Source organism: Actinoplanes sp. NBRC 103695, from assembly GCF_030269485.1.
In the GTDB taxonomy this organism is placed as follows: domain Bacteria; phylum Actinomycetota; class Actinomycetes; order Mycobacteriales; family Micromonosporaceae; genus Actinoplanes.
Genome location: NZ_BSTL01000003.1, coordinates 436,471 through 457,382, shown reverse-complemented (window position 1 = coordinate 457,382; position 20,912 = coordinate 436,471). Strand labels below are relative to the sequence as shown.

At 67.9% G+C, this 20,912-nt stretch carries 16 protein-coding genes and 1 pseudogene; 10 read left to right on the top strand and 7 right to left on the bottom strand.

What is annotated here, in order from left to right; all coding sequences use genetic code 11:
* Nucleotides 1-201: 201 nt before the first annotated feature.
* The 4 genes from QSK31_RS06700 (at nucleotide 202) to QSK31_RS06685 (ending at nucleotide 3,970) form a co-directional block, all read left to right on the top strand.
* Nucleotides 202-1,140, top strand: coding sequence for an ABC transporter ATP-binding protein (locus tag QSK31_RS06700; RefSeq protein ID WP_285681976.1), 939 nt, complete (start codon nucleotides 202-204; stop codon nucleotides 1,138-1,140).
* A complete protein-coding gene (locus QSK31_RS06695) occupies nucleotides 1,140-1,949 on the top strand; it encodes an ABC transporter permease subunit (protein WP_285681975.1) in 810 nt (269 codons plus the stop codon). The genes QSK31_RS06700 and QSK31_RS06695 overlap by 1 nt, the downstream gene beginning before the upstream one ends.
* 135 nt (nucleotides 1,950-2,084) lie before the next feature.
* Entirely contained in the window at nucleotides 2,085-3,284 is a 1,200-nt protein-coding gene (locus QSK31_RS06690) for a sensor histidine kinase (RefSeq protein WP_285681973.1), read from the top strand.
* Nucleotides 3,281-3,970, top strand: a complete 690-nt coding sequence (locus QSK31_RS06685; RefSeq protein ID WP_285681972.1) for a response regulator — start codon at nucleotides 3,281-3,283, stop codon at nucleotides 3,968-3,970. The genes QSK31_RS06690 and QSK31_RS06685 overlap by 4 nt, the downstream gene beginning before the upstream one ends.
* 69 nt (nucleotides 3,971-4,039) lie before the next feature.
* On the opposite strand, the gene QSK31_RS06680 is transcribed toward QSK31_RS06685, so the two are convergent.
* On the bottom strand, nucleotides 4,040-4,963 hold the full coding sequence (locus QSK31_RS06680) for an RNA polymerase sigma factor (RefSeq protein ID WP_285681971.1): 924 nt from the start codon (nucleotides 4,961-4,963) through the stop codon (nucleotides 4,040-4,042).
* On the bottom strand, nucleotides 4,960-7,470 hold the full coding sequence (locus QSK31_RS06675) for an HAD-IC family P-type ATPase (protein WP_285681969.1): 2,511 nt from the start codon (nucleotides 7,468-7,470) through the stop codon (nucleotides 4,960-4,962). Before QSK31_RS06675 ends, QSK31_RS06680 begins: the two co-directional genes overlap by 4 nt.
* A gap of 5 nt (nucleotides 7,471-7,475) precedes the next feature.
* Between QSK31_RS06675 and QSK31_RS06670 the strand changes: the two genes are divergently transcribed.
* Nucleotides 7,476-10,157, top strand: a complete 2,682-nt coding sequence (locus tag QSK31_RS06670) for a putative bifunctional diguanylate cyclase/phosphodiesterase (RefSeq protein ID WP_285681968.1) — start codon at nucleotides 7,476-7,478, stop codon at nucleotides 10,155-10,157.
* Nucleotides 10,158-10,390: 233 nt separating this feature from the next.
* On the opposite strand, the gene QSK31_RS06665 is transcribed toward QSK31_RS06670, so the two are convergent.
* The 3 genes and pseudogenes from QSK31_RS06665 to QSK31_RS06655 form a co-directional block, all read right to left on the bottom strand.
* The gene (locus tag QSK31_RS06665; RefSeq protein ID WP_285681967.1) at nucleotides 10,391-10,828 is read right to left on the bottom strand and encodes a DoxX family protein; all 438 of its coding nucleotides are present in this window, start codon (nucleotides 10,826-10,828) and stop codon (nucleotides 10,391-10,393) included.
* A gap of 319 nt (nucleotides 10,829-11,147) precedes the next feature.
* Nucleotides 11,148-12,119: pseudogene (locus tag QSK31_RS06660) on the bottom strand (aldo/keto reductase).
* Nucleotides 12,120-12,359: 240 nt separating this feature from the next.
* Nucleotides 12,360-13,835: a carboxylesterase/lipase family protein gene (locus QSK31_RS06655; RefSeq protein WP_285682053.1), complete on the bottom strand. Its 1,476-nt coding sequence runs from the start codon at nucleotides 13,833-13,835 to the stop codon at nucleotides 12,360-12,362.
* A gap of 455 nt (nucleotides 13,836-14,290) precedes the next feature.
* Here QSK31_RS06655 and QSK31_RS06650 point away from each other — a divergent pair, with 455 nt between their 5' ends.
* Nucleotides 14,291-16,240 carry a 3-keto-alpha-glucoside-1,2-lyase-like domain-containing protein gene (locus QSK31_RS06650; protein WP_285681966.1) on the top strand — a complete coding sequence of 650 codons (1,950 nt, stop codon included), beginning with the start codon at nucleotides 14,291-14,293 and terminating at the stop codon, nucleotides 16,238-16,240.
* 73 nt (nucleotides 16,241-16,313) lie between these two features.
* On the opposite strand, the gene QSK31_RS06645 is transcribed toward QSK31_RS06650, so the two are convergent.
* On the bottom strand, nucleotides 16,314-18,389 hold the full coding sequence (locus QSK31_RS06645) for an MMPL family transporter (protein ID WP_285681965.1): 2,076 nt from the start codon (nucleotides 18,387-18,389) through the stop codon (nucleotides 16,314-16,316).
* Between the two features lie 173 nt (nucleotides 18,390-18,562).
* Entirely contained in the window at nucleotides 18,563-18,775 is a 213-nt protein-coding gene (locus tag QSK31_RS06640) for a hypothetical protein (RefSeq protein ID WP_285681964.1), read from the bottom strand.
* A 453-nt stretch (nucleotides 18,776-19,228) separates the two neighbouring features.
* Between QSK31_RS06640 and QSK31_RS06635 the strand changes: the two genes are divergently transcribed.
* The 4 genes from QSK31_RS06635 (at nucleotide 19,229) to QSK31_RS06625 (ending at nucleotide 20,911) form a co-directional block, all read left to right on the top strand.
* The gene (locus QSK31_RS06635) at nucleotides 19,229-19,561 is read left to right on the top strand and encodes a hypothetical protein (RefSeq protein WP_285681963.1); all 333 of its coding nucleotides are present in this window, start codon (nucleotides 19,229-19,231) and stop codon (nucleotides 19,559-19,561) included.
* Between the two features lie 32 nt (nucleotides 19,562-19,593).
* Nucleotides 19,594-19,722, top strand: a complete 129-nt coding sequence (locus QSK31_RS48765; protein ID WP_352244377.1) for a M28 family peptidase — start codon at nucleotides 19,594-19,596, stop codon at nucleotides 19,720-19,722.
* An 83-nt stretch (nucleotides 19,723-19,805) separates the two neighbouring features.
* A complete protein-coding gene (locus QSK31_RS06630; RefSeq protein ID WP_285681962.1) occupies nucleotides 19,806-20,600 on the top strand; it encodes a DUF998 domain-containing protein in 795 nt (264 codons plus the stop codon).
* Between the two features lie 29 nt (nucleotides 20,601-20,629).
* Nucleotides 20,630-20,911: a hypothetical protein gene (locus tag QSK31_RS06625; RefSeq protein ID WP_285681961.1), complete on the top strand. Its 282-nt coding sequence runs from the start codon at nucleotides 20,630-20,632 to the stop codon at nucleotides 20,909-20,911.
* The last annotated feature ends 1 nt before the right edge of the window (nucleotide 20,912 follow it).

Sequence of the window (20,912 nt, the reverse complement as noted above, 5' to 3'; positions counted from 1 at the left end):
TCGTGCGCCTCCTCCTCACCGACCCGGCAGTCGCCGCATGGGCCTGGCGCCGACGCAGGGCCGTCACGGTGGGGAACCACCAGGCCTCTCTGATGAACCAGCGGTACGGCATTCTGGGCTTGGCTACTACGGTGGTGGTAGCCGGGAATGCCCACATGTGGAAGACGCGGACAGCATCCGCCGCGGGCCATGGTGGTCGACATGATTGAAGTGCATGAGCTCACCAAACGCTACGGCAGCAAGACCGCTGTCGACGGTCTCACCTTCACCGTGAAGCCCGGTGTCGTCACCGGCTTCCTCGGGCCCAACGGCGCCGGCAAATCCACCACGATGCGCATGATCCTCGGCCTGGACCGGCCCAGCTCAGGCACGGCGACGGTGAACGGCCGGCCGTACGCCGAACACGCCGCTCCGTTGCACGAGGTGGGTGCCCTGCTGGAGGCGCGCGCCGTGCACACGGGCCGGTCGGCGTACCACCACCTGCTGGCCATGGCCGCCACGACGGGCATCCCGGCCTTCCGCGTCGACGAGGTGATCGACCTCGTGGGCCTGCACGAGGTCGCCCGCAAGCGGGCCGGCGGGTTCTCCCTCGGCATGGGCCAGCGGCTCGGCATCGCCTCCGCCCTGCTCGGCGACCCCCGGACGGTGATCCTGGACGAGCCGGTCAACGGCCTCGATCCGGAGGGCATCCTGTGGATTCGCAACCTGATGCAGACTCTGGCCGGCGATGGCCGGACCGTGTTCGTCTCCTCGCACCTGATGAATGAGATGGCGGTGACCGCGGAACACCTCATCGTCGTCGGCCGCGGCAAGCTGATCGCCGACGTGTCCGTCGACGAATTCATCCAGCAGGCCTCGCTGAACACCGTACGGGTGCGCTCACCGCACGCGGCCGCCTTGCACGCCCTGCTGGCCGGCCCGGACATCGCCATCACCAGCATCGACCGTGGCGTCCTCGAGGTGTCCGGGCTCGACGCCGAGCGAATCGGCGAACTGGCCGCCCGCGCCGGTCTCACCCTGCACGAGCTGTCGCCGCGGCAACCCTCGCTGGAGGAGGCCTTCATGGCCCTCACTCACGACGCCGTCGAATACACCGCCACGGCCGCACGGCCGTTCGCCGGAGCCGGAAAGGCCGCCTGATGAGCATCCTCGCCAATCGCCGTGACCCGGCCACCAGGCGGCCACGCGTGACCCAGCTCCGGGTCATCCGATCCGAGTGGATCAAGTTCTGGTCCCTGCGGTCGACCACCATCACCCTCGCCGTCGCGGTGCTCCTCTTCGTCGGACTCGGTCTGCTCGCCGCGTCGATGAGCGCCAGCGGCCAGTTGGAGGACGGCGACGGACCCGGCAACCCCGTCGACCTGAGCCTCGCGGGCATGAACTTCGCCCAGCTCATCGTCGGCACCCTCGGCGTGCTGTTCATGGCCGGCGAATACAGCACCGGCATGATCCGGTCCAGCCTTGCCGCGGTGCCGGGCCGGCTCGGCGTGCTCTGGGGCAAGGCAATGGTGTTCGCCGTCGTGACCTTCGTACTGATGCTCGTGTCCGCGTTCCTCGCCTTTCTCGGCGGTCAGGCGATCCTCGGCGACAGCGGCGCCTCATTGTCGGACCCGGGCGTCGTCCGTGCCATTGCCGGCTCGGCCGGGTACCTGACGAGCGCGGGTCTGCTCGGCCTGGCGCTGGGCGCGTTGCTGCGCTCCACCCCGGCCGCCCTCAGCACCTACTTCGGTGTGATGTTCCTGCTGTCCGGAATCGTCGGGTTGTTGCTGCCGGAAAGCTGGCGGGACAACGTCGGACCATACCTGCCGGAGTCGGCGGGGGCGGCGATGGGAGCGGTCACCCGCGGCGAGAACGAACTCACCCCTTGGGGCGGCCTGCTGGTCCTCCTGGCCTATCTCGCGATCGTCGGTGGGGCCGCTGCCTGGCGGCTGAAGCGCCAAGACGCCTGATGTCGCCCCGATCCGCAGCACCGATCCATCGGGAGCGGTTGCCGACCGCTACCACCGCCGTCGTAGCCGGGGAAGGCGCAGTAGTACCGCGCGTGGACGACGTGAACGAGGCCGCGGTCCCGTACGGTGACCGGCATGGCCCTCTGGACCACCCGGCTCCCGCGCGCCTGGCCTGCCGCGGTACGCCACCCGCAGGTAGCCGACGCGCTGCTGGGAGTGCTCGTCGGCGTGTCGTCCCTGGTATCGGTGCTGATGGGTCCCCGAGCCATCCCCGGGCGCAGCCTGACGTCACTGGACGTGCTGGTCGCCGCGATGGCGGCGTTACTGATCACGCTGCGGCGGCGCTGGCCGGTGCTGACGCTGGCGGTCGTCACCGTCGCGGCGGCGTGGGCGGTGGCCGGCCGCGGCGAGATCTACGTGCTGACGGCGGTGTCGGTGATCAGCGCGTACACCGTTGCCTCCCGCCGGAGGCGGACGACCGCCTGGATCGCGGGTGCTGCCGCAGCGCTGGTCGTCTACCTGGCCGCCGTGGTGTTCGCGGGACAGATGTGGGACTCCTCCGAGGCACTGGAAGATCTGGGCTGGATGGGAATGGCCATCGCCATCGGGGATGCTGTGCGGACCCGGCGGGCGTACGTCGCGGCGGTCGAGGAGCGGGCTGTGCGCGCCGAGCAGACCCGCGAGGAGGAGGCCCGGCGCCGGGTGGCCGAGGAGCGGCTGCGTATCGCACGCGAACTGCACGACATCGTGGCGCACCACATCGCCCTGATCAACGTGCAGACCGAGGTGGCGTCGCATGTCCTGCGGCAGGAGCCGGATCAGGCCGAGGAAGCGCTGTCCCACGTCCGGCAGTCGGTCCGGACCGTACTCGATGAGCTTTCCATCGTGCTGACCGTGCTGCGTCGTGCCGACGACCCGGAGCCCTCCACCGAACCGACACCCGGCCTCGAACGCCTCGGCGGCTTGCTCGACTCGGTGGCCGCCGCCGGTCTGCGCGTCGAGCACCAGCAGGAGGGCGAGGCCCGGTCGCTGCCCTCGGCGGTCGACCTGGCCGCGTACCGGATCGTGCAGGAGTCCCTGACCAACGCCCGCAAACACGGTCGCGACCCGAACGCCCAGGTCCGATTGACCTACACCCCGGACGGGCTCGTGATCACCGTCGAGAACCGGGCCGGCCCCTCCCCCACCGGCACGCGCACCGGGCACGGTCTGACGGGTATGCGCGAGCGGGCCGCCTCAGTGGGCGGGACGCTGGCCGCCGGTCCCGATGCCAGCGGCCGGTTTGCGGTGCGGGCCGTCCTGCCCGCACCGGTCAGCCAGGAGGTTTCCAAGTGACCAACCCGATCCGGGTGCTGCTCGCCGACGACCAGGCCCTGATCCGAGCCGGGTTCCGGGTGCTCATCGACTCCGCGCCCGACATGGAGGTCGTCGGCGAGGCCAGCAACGGCCGGGAGGCGGTCGCCCTCGCCCGCAGCGCCCGCGCCGACGTCGTGCTGATGGATATCCGGATGCCGGAACTGGACGGCATCGAGGCCACCCGGCTGATCATCGAGGACGAGGACCTGGCCGGCGTACGGGTGCTGATCCTGACCACCTTCGAGATCGACGAGAACGTGCTGCGGGCTCTGCGCGCCGGGGCCAGTGGTTTCCTCAGCAAGAGCGTTCAGCGGTCCGACCTGCTGGACGCCGTCCGCGTCGTAGCCGCCGGGGAGGCGCTGCTGTCGCCGAAGGCCACCCAGAGCCTGATCGCCCGGTTCCTCGACACGCCCGAGCCGATGTCGTTGCCTTCACCGGACCAGCTCAGCGGGCTGACCGCTCGGGAGCGCGAGACCTTGGCGCTGGTTGCGGCCGGGCTGTCGAACGATGACATCGCCGAACGGCTGTACGTGTCGCCGTTGACCGCCAAGACCCACGTCAACCGGGCCATGACCAAGCTGGGCGTACGGGACCGGGCGCAGCTCGTCGTCATCGCGTACCAGAGCGGTCTGGTCCGGCCGGGCGACAGTCCGCCGCAGCGCTGACGGGAGGGTGAGAACGGATCAGCGAGGTCGACAACAGATCCCGGGCCGGCCACTGCCAAGACGAGTGGGCTACGGCCGGGCGGTGTGAAGGAGCCGGAAGCCCTGTATCCGGCCGGCACTCAGAAAATGCAACCAGGCACCCGACGGCGGGCAGTGCGCGGGCTTGTCGGCGGGGTTGAGGAAATCCGTCTCCCAGATGGTGATGTCGCCGCCGGCGACGACATTCGTGAGCTGATAGCGGACGCCGTCCTCGTGATTGGCCGTGATGGCCTGCGCCAGCCGGCCATGACCCTGATGGCGAGTCCCATCGGGCAGGACCGCGACGGCGGACGGCGACCACGTCCTGGCAAGCGCCGCGGCGGCAGACCCAGCCCGCATCGCGGCCAACGCCTCCTCGGCCTCCCGGCGCGACCGCAGCATGCGCGTAGCGGCGTCGGGATGGGCGAGGCCGGCGGTCTCCCGGAGGTGTTCAGCGAGTTTGGTCCGTGCCTCGCTGAGGCGGCTGCGCACCGTGCCGACGGGGACGCCACACAGCGCGGCAATCTGCGCGTACGCGTTGGCCTCGGTGAAGTAGCGAAGCATCGCCACCACGCGCAGGTTCGGCGTCAACCGTTCCATGGCGTGCCACGCCCAGTCGCGCAACGCTTGCCGCTCGAGCAACACGGCGGGGTCGGCATCGGCCGCAGCCACGTCCCCGCTGAGATCCCCGAGCGGGATGGGAGCCGGCCTGCGCTGCGACGCCCGGCAGATGTTACGGACGATGCCTCGCAGCCAGGGGCCGACGGATCCCGGATCTTGCAGCGCGGCAAGCCGTGAGACGGCGACGAGGAAGGCCTCCTGAACGGCGTCCCGAGCGTCCGATCCATAGCCGAGAACGGCATAGGCCGTCGCGAGCATCCGCGCTTCGTGACGTTGCAGCAGCATGCCGAGGCTGGCCGCGTCACCCGCCCGCGCGAGGCGCAACAACTCCGCGTCCGCCGGAATGTCGATCACGGTTCAAGGGTAGCCGCCGACGGAACTGGAGGGAGGTCGAGAATCCGTTCCAGCAGTCGGTGCCGCCACATGCCGCGCAGCAAGAAGAACCAGATCGGCACGGTGATCAGGATGACCGGCAGGAGCACCTTGAACGAGGGCAGCAGAGCGAAGTAGTGCGCGGTCGGCGGGAACGCCAGGATGATCGCGAACGCTGCGAACAGGCACAGCACAAGCCGAGCCGGACGTGTGTCCTTGACCGGTCGGGTCCATCCGGCGAAGAACCGCCGCGGAGGGGCCAGAAAGAGGATCAGGATGAACGCCGTGACGGAGGTGAATGTCGACAACGCGGTCTGGGCGGTGATGGTGGCCGCCGCATCGACGAAACCTGCCTCAGAGCCGTCGACACCGGTGTAGGCGCTGAACCTCTCAAGGACCTCGGACGGAACCTCACCGCGGCCGATGCCCACTTCGACCAGCTGGTAGACCACGACGTAGATGGCCGCCGCGAAGGCAGCTGTGGTCAGAGACGCCGGCCCGACGAAGCGGGCGAGGCTGCCTATCATCCGAGCGTCGAAGCGCCGCGCGGGCGCCCACCGGGTCAGGAAGAACGTCGGCAGGCCCACGGTGAACAGGGTCAGGGCAACCTGCGCCGGCTCGTACGGGAAACCGAGGCCGATCACTGCCACCACGATGATGATCAGGGTCGACGTGGCGACACGGGCGAGGAAAAGATTCAGCGATGTGCTGATGCCCGAGATGATGCGGCGGCCTTGGTCCTGCGCCGCGGTCAGTGCGGCGAAGGAGTCATCGAGCAGGACGAGGTCGGCGATGTCTCGGGTGACGGCGCTGCCGCTCTGCATGGCCACGCCGACGTGGGCGCGTTTGAGGGATGGTATGTCGTTGACGCCGTCGCCGATCATTGCCGTGTAGTAGCCCTGGCGACGCAGGGAGTCGATGATTCCGTGCTTCTGGTCGGGTGCGATGCGGCCGAACACCGAGCGCTGGTCGACCGCCAGATCGAACTCCGCCGGACTCATGCCGTCGAGGTCGTCGCCGGCGACCGGCGCGCTGTCGAGCAGTCCGACCTGGGCGGCGAGAGCGGCGACGGTATTGGGGTCGTCTCCGGAGATCACCTTCACCCGGACTCCGGTGTCCTGCAGAGTACTCAGCACCTGCTGAACGTGCGGCCTCAACTCGTCGCGCAGCACCACAAGGGCCAGAGCCTCGAGTTTCGGCAGCCGGGACTCGCCGGAGAGGTCGAAAAGGCTCTGCGCAGGGTCTGCGGCTTCGGCAAAAATCAGTACGCGGTAGCCGCGGCTCGCCCAGCCGGCCGCCAGCGCTTCCAGCGGTTCGGATGAGGACAGCACCGGAGTGAGCCGGTCGAGCGCCCCCAGAACGTACTGGTGCTGGCCGGACACTGCGCTCCAGCGGCGTACGGAGGAGAAAGGAACTTCCTCGCGTGTCGCGAACGCCTCTCCGGGAAGGGCCTCGATCAACGCGGTGATGGTCGCGTTACCGGCGCTCACGCTGCGCGCGAAGGATCCGAGCCTGCTGTTCACATCGTCGACTGTGCCCGCCTCCAGAACATGGATCTGTTCCACCTGAAGCCTGCCTGTCGTCAGCGTGCCGGTCTTGTCGGTGCACAGCACGTCGACGTTGCTCAGTGCTTCGACCGCGCTGACCCGCTGCACCAGCGCTCCACGCCCCGCAACAGTTGCGGCGCCGGTCGCGTAGGCGACTGCGACAAGCAGGAAAAGTCCGTACGGGATCAGACCGGAGAGAACCGCGGCATCCTTGACCATCTGCAGGACGGTCAAGTCGAGCAGCGCCGCCTGGACCAGAATGGTCACGCTCAGCAGAGCGACCGTGAACATCACCGCGCGGACTATCTGGTTGATCCGGCGTTGCAAAGGGGTCGGTTCGCTCGTCCAGCCGCGTGCCACCACCGTGAGGTTCTGCACGTAGCTGGCCGCGCCGACGGCATCCGCGCGCTGCAAGCCGTCCCCGGACAGACATGAGCTGCCCGACAGAAGCACACCGCCCTCGAGTTTGACGACGGGCTCCGACTCGCCCGTCAGCAACGACTCGTCACACTCGATGCGGCTGCCGGCGACCAGCGGGCCGTCAACGACGATCTGGTCACCGCGGCGTACGTGGATCAGATCGCCGCGAACGATCTGCTCCGGCGGCACGGCTCGCTCGACGCCGCCGCGGACGACCAGACAACTCGCGCGGTGCAGCAGCTTGAGCTGGTCCAGCTTGCGTTTCGCCCTGATTTCCTGCACAGAACTGATCACGGAGTTGATTAGGCCGAGGCCGACGCTGATAACGGCGTCGTTGGTCCGGTCGAGGAGAAGCAACGCCACGCCGATGCCGAACAGCAGATTGTTGAAGAAGGTGAATACGTTCGCGCGAAGAATTACTCCGTACGAGCGCGACGTGCCTGTCGAGGTCGTGTTTGCCTCACCACGGGCGAGACGGCCGGCCGCTTCAGCTTCGGTGAGACCACCGAGCTGCGTGTGCAACGGAGATGTCATCGTCGCCGCCTGCTGTCGAGGCGGTGATCGCGGCGCAAGCGTTGAAGCCGGTGACTCAAGGGGTGCCAACCGTCGCCGCTACCGGAACGAGCCCCTCTTTTGCCGACCACGAGGCGAGGGTGTCGCCCGACGCCGAGCACCGCGACACCCACATTCCGGTGACTGCCACAGGCCTCGGATCGATACGCGGAAGACGATTCATGCTCATAGCCTGCCGTGGAGGCCGTTTGACGAGCGTCCTACCAGTGGAGACATTGTGTCTACTACGAAGGTGGTACGAAGCGCGCCGGACCTCACACCACCACGTCATCACGGCCGGCCCGCTGTGCCTGCTGTGCCCGCTGTGCCCGCTGTGCCTGCTGTGCCCGCTGTGCCGGAACGCATCGGCTGACCGCAGGGGGCTCACGCCTTATCCTTACATCCGGCCCCGCCCGGCCGAACGTCATATCGTGATGGGTCTACGGCATCGCCTTCCGGCCACGACTCTCGGCCGCATCCGACTCGCCATGGTGACCCTCAGCTGCCTCTTCCTCGTCTACCAGCTCGTCGATATCGGCGGCGCGGGATGGTCGAATGCCTGGCAGACCGTCACCGGGGCGACCATCGTTCTGATCGCGACCATGCTGGTGACCACCTCGGTAAGGGGACGACCGCCGCGATGGGAGCCGCTGGTCACACCTCCGCTGGTCCTGGTCAGCGGCATCGCCATGGTCCCGTCGTTCGACCTCATCACGCTCGCCTCGGGCATCGCGGCGGTCCAGTCGTTCTACGGTTCGACGCGGTCCTGGACGATCCGGACGATCGGCTGCGTAATCGCGATTCCCACGGCCGTGGCGATCTCACCGTATTCCGCTGACCGGATGACGGCGTGGAACTCTTGGGCGGTGCTGGCCGATATGCCGCAGATGCTGCTGGTGGCCGTGGTGCTGCGCGGTATCTACGTCGCGATCCGCAGTCAGGAACGAGCCGGCGCCCGGGCGATGATCCTGGCTCGCACCGGCAGCCTTTTGCTCAGTGCGCCCGACGTCGAGACCGTGCACCAGATCGGGAACCAGGCCGCCGGCGAGATCCTGGCCCTGAACCCCGGATTTGCGATGATCATTCTGAGACGCCAGCCGGGGGCGGACGGGCTGACTGTCGCCCTCGTCACCGGCCTGCCGGAAGACGTCGTCGGCCGAGTGGTACCGGATGCGCTGCCCGCCGGTCCCGGCCCGTTGTTCGCTGACGTCGCGCCGCAGTTCCAGCATTGGCGTATCGACGATCTCGCCGTCGACAGCCGCCTTCTGGTCGGCGGCGTCAAGCCGGTCCCCGATCACGTCTTCGACGTGCTCCGCAGCCTCTGCAATCAGGTACTGCTGGGTGAGACCGGCCGCCGCTCGCACGCCGACCTCGATCACCGCGCAAACCACGACCACCTCACCGGCCTGCCCGTCCGCGCGTTGTTCACCCAGCACCTTTTCAAGGCTGTCGAGACTCGCCCGCCCGGCACTGTCGCTCTGCTCAACATCGATCTGGACGACTTCAAAAAGGTCAACGACACGTACGGTCACAGCGCCGGCGACGAGCTTCTCGTCGAGGTGGCGTTCCGCCTCCGCGAAGCCGCGGGCCCGGCGGGCGTCGCGAGCCGCTTCGGCGGAGACGAGTTCGCGCTGCTGCTTACCAGCCTCAACGACCCGACGGAGGCCGAGACGATCGCCAAGGCACTATGCGACCGGCTCGTGCAGCCGCTTCGGCTGGCAGATGTCACCGTGCGCGTCGGCGCGAGCATCGGCGTCGCCGTCACCGAGTACGCCGTCACCGCGACGGAGCTGACTCGACGCGCCGACATCGCCATGTACTCGGCGAAGGCTCGGGGAAAGAACCGCGTCAGGCTCTTCACCCCGGGCGAGCACGGCAACGTCGCCCGGCACCGGATGCTCGAGGACCAGCTTCCGCATGCCATCGACCGCGACGAGATCATCGTGCGCTATCAGCCCTACCGTGACCTGGACACCGGCGCCTGCACCGGCGTGGAGGCACTGGCCGAATGGGCGCACCCGGTGCTGGGCACGATCGGGTGGCAGGAGCTGTCCGACGTCGCCGAACGCACGGGCGACCTGGCTGGCGTCAGCGGGTACGTGCTCCGGAAGGTCTGCGCCGAGCTCGCCGAGCTCCCGGCCGGCGACGGGCTTCGCATCGGGATCAACGTCGCCGCTCATTCCCTGCTGCCTGGATTCGCCGACGGGATGCTCGCCGCCGTGGCAGCCGGCGGTCTGAGTCTGGACCGGGTCACCCTGGAGATCGTCGAGGCGGAGCAGATCGACGACCCGGCGGCCCACGAGCAACTGCGCGTGCTGGCCGGGCACGGCGTGTGGATCGCCCTCGACGACTTCGGCACAGGGTACGTCTCGTTCGCGTCCCTGCGCTCGTTCCCGATACACCAGCTCAAGATCGATTCAAGCTTCCTCACCGGATCGGAGGACGCTCTCGATCTCGTGCTCTCGATGGGCGAGGTGCTCGACACCCACACCGTCGTGCAGGGCGTCACCGAGGCCGAGTACCTGGCCCGGCTGCGGCGGACCACCGCGTCAGCCGCGCAGGGTGACCTGCTGGCATCACCGATGACCGCCGGGGAATTGGCGGCCTGGCTCGTCGCCCTGCCGCCACTGCCGGGACCGGCGCTGCGGCACGCCTGAGCTTCGGTCAGCCGCCTGAGAAGCCAGTGGCTGGCCCGTACGTTCGCCGGTATGTCATCTGTATGCCTCTCGGCTCGAGGCGTACAGCTGCGGGCGGCCCCGGCGCGGCGGCCGCCCGCGCGGTCCGGATCAGCGACGACGCTACGGAACTCGGTGAATCCGTGGTTCACGCCGAAGAAGTCTCGGAGTTCCTGGGTGATGTCGCCCAGAACCCTCACCCGGTGACGCGGACCTCAGCGTTCGGCCGGTGCGCGCATCATGCGCACCTGCTGAATCAGCGCTCGTGTGCGGTCGCGCCGGAACCATGCGATCACCGCGACGGAGACCAGCAGGATCAGCGGCATGACCACGTCGGCTTCGAGCAGGAAGACCTCGGTGAGCACCGCGCCGGACATCACCCCGGCGAGCCCCAGCGCGGCGAGCCCAGAGAGGCGAGGGATGAGCAGGCCGATCCCGCCGGCCACTTCCAGCGCGCCCGTCACGTACCGCAGCCATTGCCCGGCGCCGATCTCGGTGAAGGTCTGCACGGCCTGGTCGCTGCCCAGCAATTTCCCGGGCCCGAAGTTGATGATGAACAATGCCGCAAGAGCGATCTGGAAGACCCAGAGTGCGATGTTGGCTGCTTTGGAACGCGTGCCGGTCTCGCTTGTCGTGGTCGATGCGCTGTTCACGAGCCCTCCTGACGTTGATGTGAGATCGACGAGCGGATGCCGCTGGACGCGGCGATTTCAGCGCCAAGGTGTTCAGCCGTGGGCTGGGAGTGAGTTGATGCGGCGATTTCGGACCGAACCCATGACTCGGTCACCGCATCAGGATCCCCCGGCGGGGCACCAGCCGCGTCCTCCTGCCATGGACAATGCGGGATACCACGGCTGCAGTAGACAGCTCACATCTGTGCTACACCTGTGCGACTACTCAGCTGAAGGATCCGGTCGAATGCTGCGGTAAGCCCAGCGTGATGCGGGGTGCGCCGGAACGTCGTGGACGGTATCAATACCAGGAGGGGCCGTACTCGACGTACGACTCTTCGAGAGCGGCGGCTTCGTCGTCGGTGAGGCGGATGTCCAGCGCGGCGACGGCCTCGGTGAGATGGTGAGGTTTGGTCGCTCCGACGATGGGTGCCGACACCAAAGGGTTGCGCAGTACCCAGGCCAGGGCGATCTGGGCCATGCTGACACCGCGTGTCCGGGCGAGGTTCTCGACGGCGTTGATGACGGGCTCGTCGTGGGGTGAGTCGAAGGCTTGGACGACCTTGTCGGTGCTGGAGCGGGTGCTTTGTTCGCCGGCCGGCCGGGCGAGGCGACCCTTGCCGTTCGGGGATTAGGGGACGAGACCGACGCCCATGTCGCCGCACATGGCCATGAGTTCGCGTTCGTCGTGCCGGCGTAGCAGGTTGTACTGGTTCTGCATGGACACGAAGCGGGTCCAGCCGCCGAGGTCCGCGGCATGCTGCAGCTTGGCGAACTGCCACGCGTACATCGACGATGCGCCGATGTAGCGGACCTTTCCGGCCTTGATGATGTCGTGCAGGGCCTCCATCGTCTCCTCGACCGGGGTGTCGTCGTCGAAGCGGTGGATCTGGTACAGGTCGACGTAGTCGGTTCCGAGCCGGGTCAGGGACGCGTCGATCTGCTCCAGGATGGCCTTGCGGGACAGCCCGGACCCGCCGGGGCCGTCGTGCATCTTTCCGCGGACCTTGGTCGCGAGCACGATGTCCTCGCGGCGCGCATAGCGGGTGATGGCGCGGCCGACGATGTGCTCCGAGGTGCCCCGCTGGTAGACGTTGGCGGTGTCCCAGAAGGTGACGCCGAGTTCGACGGCCTGGCGGAAGAACGGCTCGGCCTGGTCCTCGGTCAGCGCCCAAGGATGTGCATCCGGCGTCGTCGGGTCGCCGTAGCTCATACAGCCGAGAGCGAGTCGGCTGACCCTGAGGCCGGTGCTACCGAGGCGAGTGTGCTGCATCGAATGCTCCTTGCTCGCGAACGTCGTCTGGCCGGTCGAGCAAGGCCAAGGACGGCCGGCCACAACTCGCGTTCATTTCTGGTGCGCGGCTGCCGCGTGTTTCCGGCAGCCGACGCCGTCCAGCATTACATGCCTTCCACGAAGTTCTCGGCGGCGCCGTCGACCTTGCAGAGCTACCAATAGCCGCCGGTCACCCACACAAACCCGAGTAGGCGCACACTTTGCTTTACTGAGTGCCGGTCAACGGATACCGTTCCACACCCGCCATTCGTCCGGGGCCGGATCGCGGACCTCGTCTATCCGGTCAGCGATCAGCGCGATGGTCCGGTCTGAGATCAGGTAGGGCGCCCAGCCGGGCGCGGACCCGCTGATGAACGAGACCCAGAGACCGTGTGTGGTGTCGGCCACCGTTCGGGAGGGGTCATCGCCGATCAGGGGACGGGCGTCCGGCTCGTCGACTGTGTCGAACACGAACGGGACTTCGGCGCCGTGGCAGGCGCCGAGCCCTCCGTTGGCAGCAGGCTCCGGGTGATCGAAGCGATAGACCCAGGTGTTCCCGTGCCGAGCCTCGGCAACCCGTTGCACCGGAATGCCGAAGAACCAGTCGGTCGCGATGGCTGAAAGAACGTCTCCTGCCGACGCCCCGGGCCGGTTGGCTCGGTAGATCGCTGTCTGCGCGGGTGTCAGACCGTAGCCTGAGGCGGCGTTCGCCAGCATCGAGTCGTCGATGCTCTGCCACGTGCCCGGCGCGATCAGGAAGAGCCGGGCCTCGTCACGGTTGAAGCCGATGAGCAGTGGGACCTGCGCACCGACACCGTGCCGGAGGGACTCGAGCGGGGCGTCTTCGAGCACGCCGTGATCGATGACCGGGGCGAACGGCGTCTGGCTCGCCGCGATCGCGCCCCACTTCGCAGGGTCGGGGGCGGTCTGGACCTCAGTGACAAGGTCGGAGGCCGCGCTGACCAGTCTGTTCAGCGGCACGTCCGCGATGGCGTCGCGGGTAGGCGCCACGCCGAGCGCATCGGCGAGGTGGCCCGATACCAGAAGCCCCTGCTCCGCGGTAAGCGTGTTCGCGGCGGCCCCGCTCTGGGCGATCGCCCGGGCGAACAGGCCCTTGGTTGCCGGCATCGAAAGCAGCGTGACGGCGCTCATCGCGCCCGCGGACTCACCCGCCACGGTGACCCGGGCCGGGTCGCCGCCGAAGGCGGCGATGTTCTCCTGTACCCAGTGCAGCGCGGCCACCTGGTCCTGTAGCCCGAGATTCGGGGATCCGTCAAGCAGATACAGGAAACCTTCGGCGGCCAACCGGTAGTTGATGGTCACGCACACCACACCGTCGCGGGCGAAGGCGCTGCCGTCGTATCCGCTCACCGACCCGGAGCCGTTCGTGAACGAACCCCCATGTATCCAGACCAATACCGGCAGACCGCTGGCGGTGGGATCGGGCGTCCACACGTTCAGGTTCAGGCACTCCGCGCCAGGGTTGTCCACCTCGGGAAAATACGGGCGGTAGGGCGGCGGATACGTTCCTTTGGGGACGGTCGGGCCGTACGCGGTGGCTCGCCGTGTGCCCTCCCACGCGGTGACCGGTCGCGGCGGCCGCATCCGGTTCGGCCCGAACGGCGAAGCCGCGTAGGGGATGCCGAGGAAAGCCACCCCGGCGGACGACAGCCGTCCCTGTATCCGGCCGGCCCGTGTCGTAGCGAAGAGTTCCATACCCACATGTGCGCACGGAGCGCGATTAGTTCGATCGGCTCGCGAAAAAACTTGCCGCCGGTCCCGACCCATGATCGACACTCCGGCGGAGGCGGAGTTGTTGCGCGTCGCGCGGGCAACTGATCGCGCTCCGCGCTCTGACGCAGTTACATTCGTCTATCTTGACACGTCGGAAACCGATTAGTAACGTCGAACTCCAGTCATCTGAAACGATTCAGCCCGCGCTGTCTTCCAGGGTAAGGACTTCTTGGGCCCTGGCAAACCCGCGTCACGTCTTGCCGCCCTGATCAGAAGGCGACCCCGATGGGAGTCCCGTGATCCGAACATCAGGCCACCACAGCGACCCTTCCCGACCAGACCGCCGAACCGTCCTGAGGTCGCTCGGCGCGGCGGGAGCCGTCGCCGCAGCTTCTCCCCTGCTGTCCGGCACTCCCGCCCGGGCAAACGGTGCCGGCGTGCCGATAACCATCGACTGGCAAGGCGCCGCCCTCATCTCCAAGACGACACCGACGCTGCAGGTCGTCGTGAACCCTCTGGTCCGTCGAGGATCCCCGATCGTCGAAGCTGCCTACCGAGCGCTTCGTGACCTCGACACCAAGTACGTGCGCTTCGTTCCCTGGTTCCCGTACCCCAGGCTCGGAGTGGCCGAGCTCGAGCCCCCGTCCGGCGGACGGACCAGCTGGGACTTCTCCCTGATCGATCCGCTCGTCGAAGACTTCGTGCAGGCGACCAGGGGCAAGTCGCCGATGCTGAACTTCAGCACGATCCCGCAGTGGATGTGGCAGCCCACCCCGTGGACGATCCGGGACGGAGCACTACACGTCGCCGGCGGTGACAACGCCATTGCCGCGACCGGGAAAGACTGGACGGACTACACCTTCGCCGTCGATGTCACGCCGCTGGCAACCGGGCCGCAGGGAACACCGCCCTACGCGCAGGCGGGATGGCTCTCGCGGATGCAGGACCCGGACAACGGCTACGCTTTCCTGCTCTCCAACTTCGCCTACTCGGCGCCTGCGGCGACCGGGTACATCGTCTTCGTCCTCCTTCGAGGCGGTCAACCGGTCAGCGTTCGTCCCACCGCCCTGCCGTTCGCGGTCGAACACGGACGTACCTATCAGGTGCGAACGACGGTGGCCGGCGCCGACCTCACGGTCACCGTGGATGGCGCCGACGTCCTCACGGTCCACGACGACACCTACCCTTCGGGAACCATCGGTTTCCGGGAGTTCGACACCGAATCAGCCACCTTCGACAATGTCGTCGTCACGACAGCGAGCGGTGAGACAGTGCTCGCGGACGACTTCTCGGGCGGCCTGTCTCGATGGGCGCCTCCCATCGCCTATCCGCAGGACCCCGACCAAGCGGACTTCGGGTACTCGGCGGGCTCGCGGCTCGCCGTTCCGGTCGAGTTCGTCGCCGACTACTTCAAGCGCCTGGTCATGTGGTACACCGCCGGCGGATTCACCGACGAGTACGGCAAGTTTCACCGGTCCCGCCACCACTACCCTTTGCCCTACTGGGAAGTGCTCAACGAGATCGACTTCGAACACGCGATCAGCCCGCAGCTCTACACCGCGCTGTACGACGCGATCGTCACCGGCATCCGCGAAGTGTCGCCCAACACCAAATTCGTCGGGCTGTCGCTCGGCAACGCGGCGAGTCTGGACTACTACCGGTACTTCCTCAACCCGGACAATCACCGGCCGGGCGTTCCGCTCGATCTCATCAGCTACCACTTCTACGCCCAGCCCAACCCGGCCGACACGGTCGACCAGCTGGGCCCGGACGGCTTCTCGCAGGCCGAGCGTTTCATCGCGACCGTCGCGCAGATCGAAGCGATCCGCCGGAGCATCGCGCCCACGGTGCGCACCACCGTCAACGAGGTCGGGACCATCCTGCCGCAGTCGTCCACCCAGCCCGATCCCGCGCCGATACCGGACGCCTACTGGAACTTCTCCGCCGGCATCTACGCCTACGTGTTCGCCCGGCTGGCGCTGCTGGGCATCGACATCGTCGGCGAGAGCCAGTTGGTGGGCCACCCGGGACAGTTCCCGTCGGTCACGATGGTGGACTGGACGACCGGTGAGCCCAACGCCCGCTACCACGTGCTGCAACTGATCCTGGCGGAGATCCGGCCCGGCTGCGAACTCATCGAAATCCCGGACCAGCCGCAAGCGGGCACGCTCTGGGCCCTCGCCGTCCGCGACCGGGGACGCCGCAAGGTGCTGATGATCAACAAGACGAACACCGCCGTGACCGTCGAGATCGACGGCCTGCGCCGGGCCCTCGTCCGGATCGTGGATCAGCAGACCGCCGGTGGCGCCATCCGCGAGGAGCGGGCCACCAGCGACACCTTCGTCCTGGGCGGGTACGGGGTCGCGGTCGCCAGGCTGCAAGGCTGACGACGCACCGTCCACGTCCCCGCGAGTGCCTGCTCGCGGGGACGTGGACGGTCAAGCCGGTCGTCGCTCAGGCCTATCGCGCGAGCTCGACGGCCGGGGCGCTGTCCTCCTCCTCGGTAACAGGCGGGGTGGGGGTGTGCAGGGCGCTGCCCTCCACGTCGAGGTTCGGCAGGATCCGGTCGAGCCAGGCGGGCAGCGACCAGGCCGAGCGTCCGAGCAGGGCGAGCACGGCCGGCACGATGGTCATCCGGACCAGGAACGCGTCGACCAGCACCGCGGTGGCCAGCCCGAGACCGGGCATCTTGATCTGCAGGTCCGGGGAGAGCATGAACCCGGAGAAGATGCTGATCATGATGACGGCGGCGGCCGTCACCACCCTGGAGCTGGCGGAGAACCCGTCGATGATCGCGGCCCGCGGTTCGGCGCCGGCCACGTGTTCCTCCCGCATCCGAGTCACCAGGAACACCTCGTAGTCCATGGCCAGGCCGAACGCGATCCCGATGATGAAGATCGGCATCATGCTCACGATCGGCCCGGTCGCGGGCACCCCGAGCAGGCCGTTGAGCCAGCCCCACTGGAACACCGCGACCATGGTGCCGAACGTCGCCCCGATCGTGAGCAGGAAGCCCAGCGTCGCCTTGATCGGCACCAGCACGGATCGGAAGACCACCAGCAGCAACAGGAACGCCAGCCCGACGATCAGCGCGAGGTACGGCAGCAGCGAATCGCTGATCGTCGCCGACGCGTCGATGTTCACCGCGGTGATCCCGGTGACCGAGACATCCCCGCCCGGCACATCCGCTGTCGCCGCCCGGATCGCGTTCACCAGATCTGTGGTGGCAGGGTCGTTCGGGCCGGTCGTGGGAATCACCTGGAAGATCGACACCGTGCCCGACTCGGAGGCCCGGGCCGGGCTCACCCCGGCCACCCCCGGCAGGGCGGCGACCGTGGCGCTGACCGCATCCGCGTCCGCGCCGTCCACCACGATGGTGAGCTGACCGTTGTAGCCCGGTCCGAACCCCTGCGCGGTCAGGTCGTACGCCTTGCGCGGTGAGGAATCCGCCGCCGCCGTCCCGTCATCGGGCAGGCCCAGCCGCAGATCCATCGCCGGGATCGCCGCGATACCCAGCACCGCAACGCCCGCCACCACCGCGATCACCGGGCGGCGCAGGACCATCATCACCCAGCGACGCCCCAGCGTCATCTTCTGCTCGCCCGCCACAACAGCGGGAGCACGGCGGGCGCGCCTGCCGAAGATCCGGCGACCGGCGAAACCGAACAGCGCCGGCAGCAGCGTCAACGCGATCAGCACGGCCACGGCGACAACACCCGCCGAGCCCAGGCCCATCACGGTCAGGAACGGAACGTTGACCACCATCAACCCGACCAGCGCGATGATCACCGTCAGGCCGGCGAAGACGACCGCCGAACCCGCCGTCCCGACCGCCCGGCCGGCAGCTTCTTCGGGGTCGTGGCCCTTCGCCAGCTCCGACCGGTAACGCGAGGTGATGAACAGGGCATAGTCGATGCCCACCGCCAGGCCCAGCATCAATGCCAGCGTGCTCACCGCCGACGGCATGTCCACCACCGCCGACACCAGACCGATCCCCGTGAAACCGATCACCACACCCAGGATCGCGGTCAGCAGCGGCAGACCGGCTGCCACCATCGACCCGAAGGTCAGCAGCAGAACCAGAGCCGCGACGATCACGCCGATGATCTCCGCGTTACCCAGTTCGGGCTGCCCGCCCTCGACCGCGTTACCGCCGGCCTCGGCGGTCAGCCCGGCGGTGCGGGCGCCCTCCAACGCCGCCGTCAGACCATCCTGCGCCGCAGTGGTGAGCTCATCACCGTCCACACCGTAGGAGACGTCGATGATCCCGAACCGGCCGTCCGGGCTGGTCGACCGCTCGTCCAATGCTGCGACGTCCACCACCTGCGGCGACCCACCGAGTCGAGACACCAGCTCGGACACCGCCGCCGCGTTCGCCGGATCGGTGAGCTTCTGCCCCTCGTGCGCAGAGACCACCACCTGCGCCGACGCGCCTTCGCCACCCGCCTGCGGGAACTCCCGCCGCAGCGTGTCGATCGCCACCTGCGCCTCGGTGCCCGGCACCTCCAGACCATTGGTCGGCGTGCCCGACCACATGATGAAACCGCCGACCGACAAACCTACGGCCAACAACCAGCCCACCAGAACGAACCCACGCCGGCGAAACCCGAACCGTCCTACGCGATACAAGAAACCAGCCATCAGATATCAATCTCCTAGAATGTGGTGTTGCCGATCGAAGAATGGTGGAGAACAAATCGGCGAACGGGTCAGCGTCCACCCGATGCGACCGTGCCGCCGGGTCGTCGTCCGATGAACTCGATCAGGTCGTCACGGCGGATCCATGCGACGACAGCGACGAGGACGGTCAGACGCGGGACGAGCAGGCCGAGACCACCGGCGACTTCCAGACTGCCGATGCGATAGCGCGGCCATCGCCCGACGGTCGTGCCCGTGAAGGGCGCAGCCGGTGTTCGGTTCACGGATTACTCCCGTTCTGTGAGTCGCGGACCGTGGTCGCAACGGCGGGGAGAACGGCCTGGAACCCAGGGGACGATTCAGCGCCAGGTCCGTGCCGTTCATGGAGTTTGCTGGGCATCGATCGCTGCCAGACAAACAATTGTCGTGCGAGCCGTGCGGCGCGTCCTCCAGCTGGGGACAATGCGGGGTACCACCGCTGTAGTAGCTCTGCGGGTCGAGACGCCGAACCGCCTACCGGCGTTGTACAGATGAGCGAGATCGCGTGCCGACGGGTTCGCTCTCGACACAGCGATGAGGTCAGCAACTATTGACCGCGGAGTAGATCACGCACGATCTAGCACGCCAATGTTCTTGGGACGGACGGCGATGAGCATGATCTGGTGCACGGGATGGCGGATGCCGTCCCACGGACCGAACGATGCAACCTTCCTGGTTTCGATACACGTCTACGAGATGTGACCAAGAACCACCACACCAGAGGTCCGCGAGTCCGCTCCGGGCGTTGCACCACCGGCGCGCTGTCGCGCCTCGCCGGTCGCCCGCAGTCCGAGGAGGAGCCGGCTGGGCCTGAGGACCGAAGGCATCTCGAGCATGAGCTCGGAGCGCTGCTCGCCGCGATCCCGCCGAGTGCGGCCCAGCAGGATCGAGAATGGGCCGACGCCATCCTCGACAACGGCCGGAGGGAGCTGCGCCGGCAGCGCATCCGCACCCTTACCGGGTCATACACCCTGGCGGTCCTGGCGATCCTGGCAGCCGGTGCAGGACTTCTGTGCGGTGTGGCGATGTGAGCTCACCGACGGGCCTGACCGGACCGCCGGCCATGGTGAGCGGCCATGACGACACAGTGGTCGGTGCGCCGGGCGCGAACGACGACGGCTCCGGAACCTCGCCGTGCCTGGAACTGGCCAGGAGCCGGCGGCGACTACGTGCAGCCGTGGTAGGTCCGTAGAGCGTTCTACCACTGTTGTAGTAGCTGCCGTTCACCACCTGCGTACGACGTGCAACACCCTTGCGGCGGCCATCCTTTGACGCATGACCACAGTCCACGCGCAGAGCGAAAGCCAGGTTGATCTGGCGACGTCACCGGGTCGCCGCAGGCTGGCGTTCTGGGCGACCGCGATCGGGCTCGGAGGCGTCCGCGTCTCAGCATTGATCATCGCGCTGATGCACGTGGTGGGTCCGACCGCCGCGATCTCACCTGTCGACCTGACCATCAGCGAGTACGCACTCGCCAGCTCCGGCTGGGCCTTCGGACTCGGTATTTTGATCCTGGCCGGAGCATCGTTCAGCCTCTTCGCCGCCGCGGTGATCAGCCGCCGGATGCCGCTGCTGTCGCCGGCGAGCGTGTTCGCGACGCTCTGGTCGGCAGGTCTGATCGTGCTCGTGCTGGTCCCCAAGGCGCCTTACGCAGCCCCCGAGGGCATCGGCGGCGACGTGCACCGGTACGCCAGTTTCGTCGCCTTCGTATCCCTGCCGATCGCCGTGCTCCTGGTCGCCCGGAGCACGGCCGATCGCCGGCCGTGGGCCCAGTGGCTGGGCATCGCGTCGCTGGCCTGGTTCGTGCCGATGGTCGTGGCCATGGCCTATCAGGGTTTCACCGGTGGAGCGGCCTGGTGGACCGTCATCCCGCTAGGGCTGATCGAGCGGGGAATGGCGGGTACGGAAATCGCCGCGATCCTCGTGCTCGCCTGGCCTTCGGCGCGCCGTACCAGATCTGCTCCGGGACATCGCGGCCGATCGAGCGACGCCGGCATCGGGGAGAACGAGCTCCACGACCGGGCCGGCAGCCCGGCGACGCGTGCCGTCGCCGCACAGACGCCGAACTGAACAAATGAATGATTGGGGAGACTGATCCGATGGACAGGGACACAGGGCTGAGCCGCACCACGACGATCACCGGAGCGCTGGTCGTGGCCAGCCTCAGCGGGACTCTCGCGATCGGCCTCGTAGCCCGCGACGCGGAGTCCCCCGGTACGACGACAAGCACTCCCACCGACGACGCCAGCTCGAGCACCGGCGGAGCCACCACCGGCTCTGACACCGACGGCGAAAGCGAGTCGAGCGGCAGCACCTCGAACTCGCCCACGCTGTCGCCCGGCGACGACGGCTCCGGCCAGGCAACGTCCGGTGGGTCGTGAC

What these genes read in the sequence shown, in the direction of transcription:
- QSK31_RS06700 (WP_285681976.1), top strand. Translation starts at nt 202, where the DNA reads ATGATTGAAGTGCATGAGCTCACCAAACGCTACGGCAGCAAGACCGCT.
- QSK31_RS48765 (WP_352244377.1), top strand. Translation starts at nt 19,594, where the DNA reads ATGGTGAGCGGCCATGACGACACAGTGGTCGGTGCGCCGGGCGCGAAC.
- QSK31_RS06690 (WP_285681973.1), top strand. Translation starts at nt 2,085, where the DNA reads ATGGCCCTCTGGACCACCCGGCTCCCGCGCGCCTGGCCTGCCGCGGTA.
- QSK31_RS06695 (WP_285681975.1), top strand. Translation starts at nt 1,140, where the DNA reads ATGAGCATCCTCGCCAATCGCCGTGACCCGGCCACCAGGCGGCCACGC.
- QSK31_RS06645 (WP_285681965.1), bottom strand. Translation starts at nt 18,389, where the DNA reads ATGTGGTCGGGCACGCCGACCAATGGTCTGGAGGTGCCGGGCACCGAG.
- QSK31_RS06625 (WP_285681961.1), top strand. Translation starts at nt 20,630, where the DNA reads ATGGACAGGGACACAGGGCTGAGCCGCACCACGACGATCACCGGAGCG.
- QSK31_RS06630 (WP_285681962.1), top strand. Translation starts at nt 19,806, where the DNA reads ATGACCACAGTCCACGCGCAGAGCGAAAGCCAGGTTGATCTGGCGACG.
- QSK31_RS06655 (WP_285682053.1), bottom strand. Translation starts at nt 13,835, where the DNA reads ATGGAACTCTTCGCTACGACACGGGCCGGCCGGATACAGGGACGGCTG.
- QSK31_RS06670 (WP_285681968.1), top strand. Translation starts at nt 7,476, where the DNA reads ATGTCATCGTCGCCGCCTGCTGTCGAGGCGGTGATCGCGGCGCAAGCG.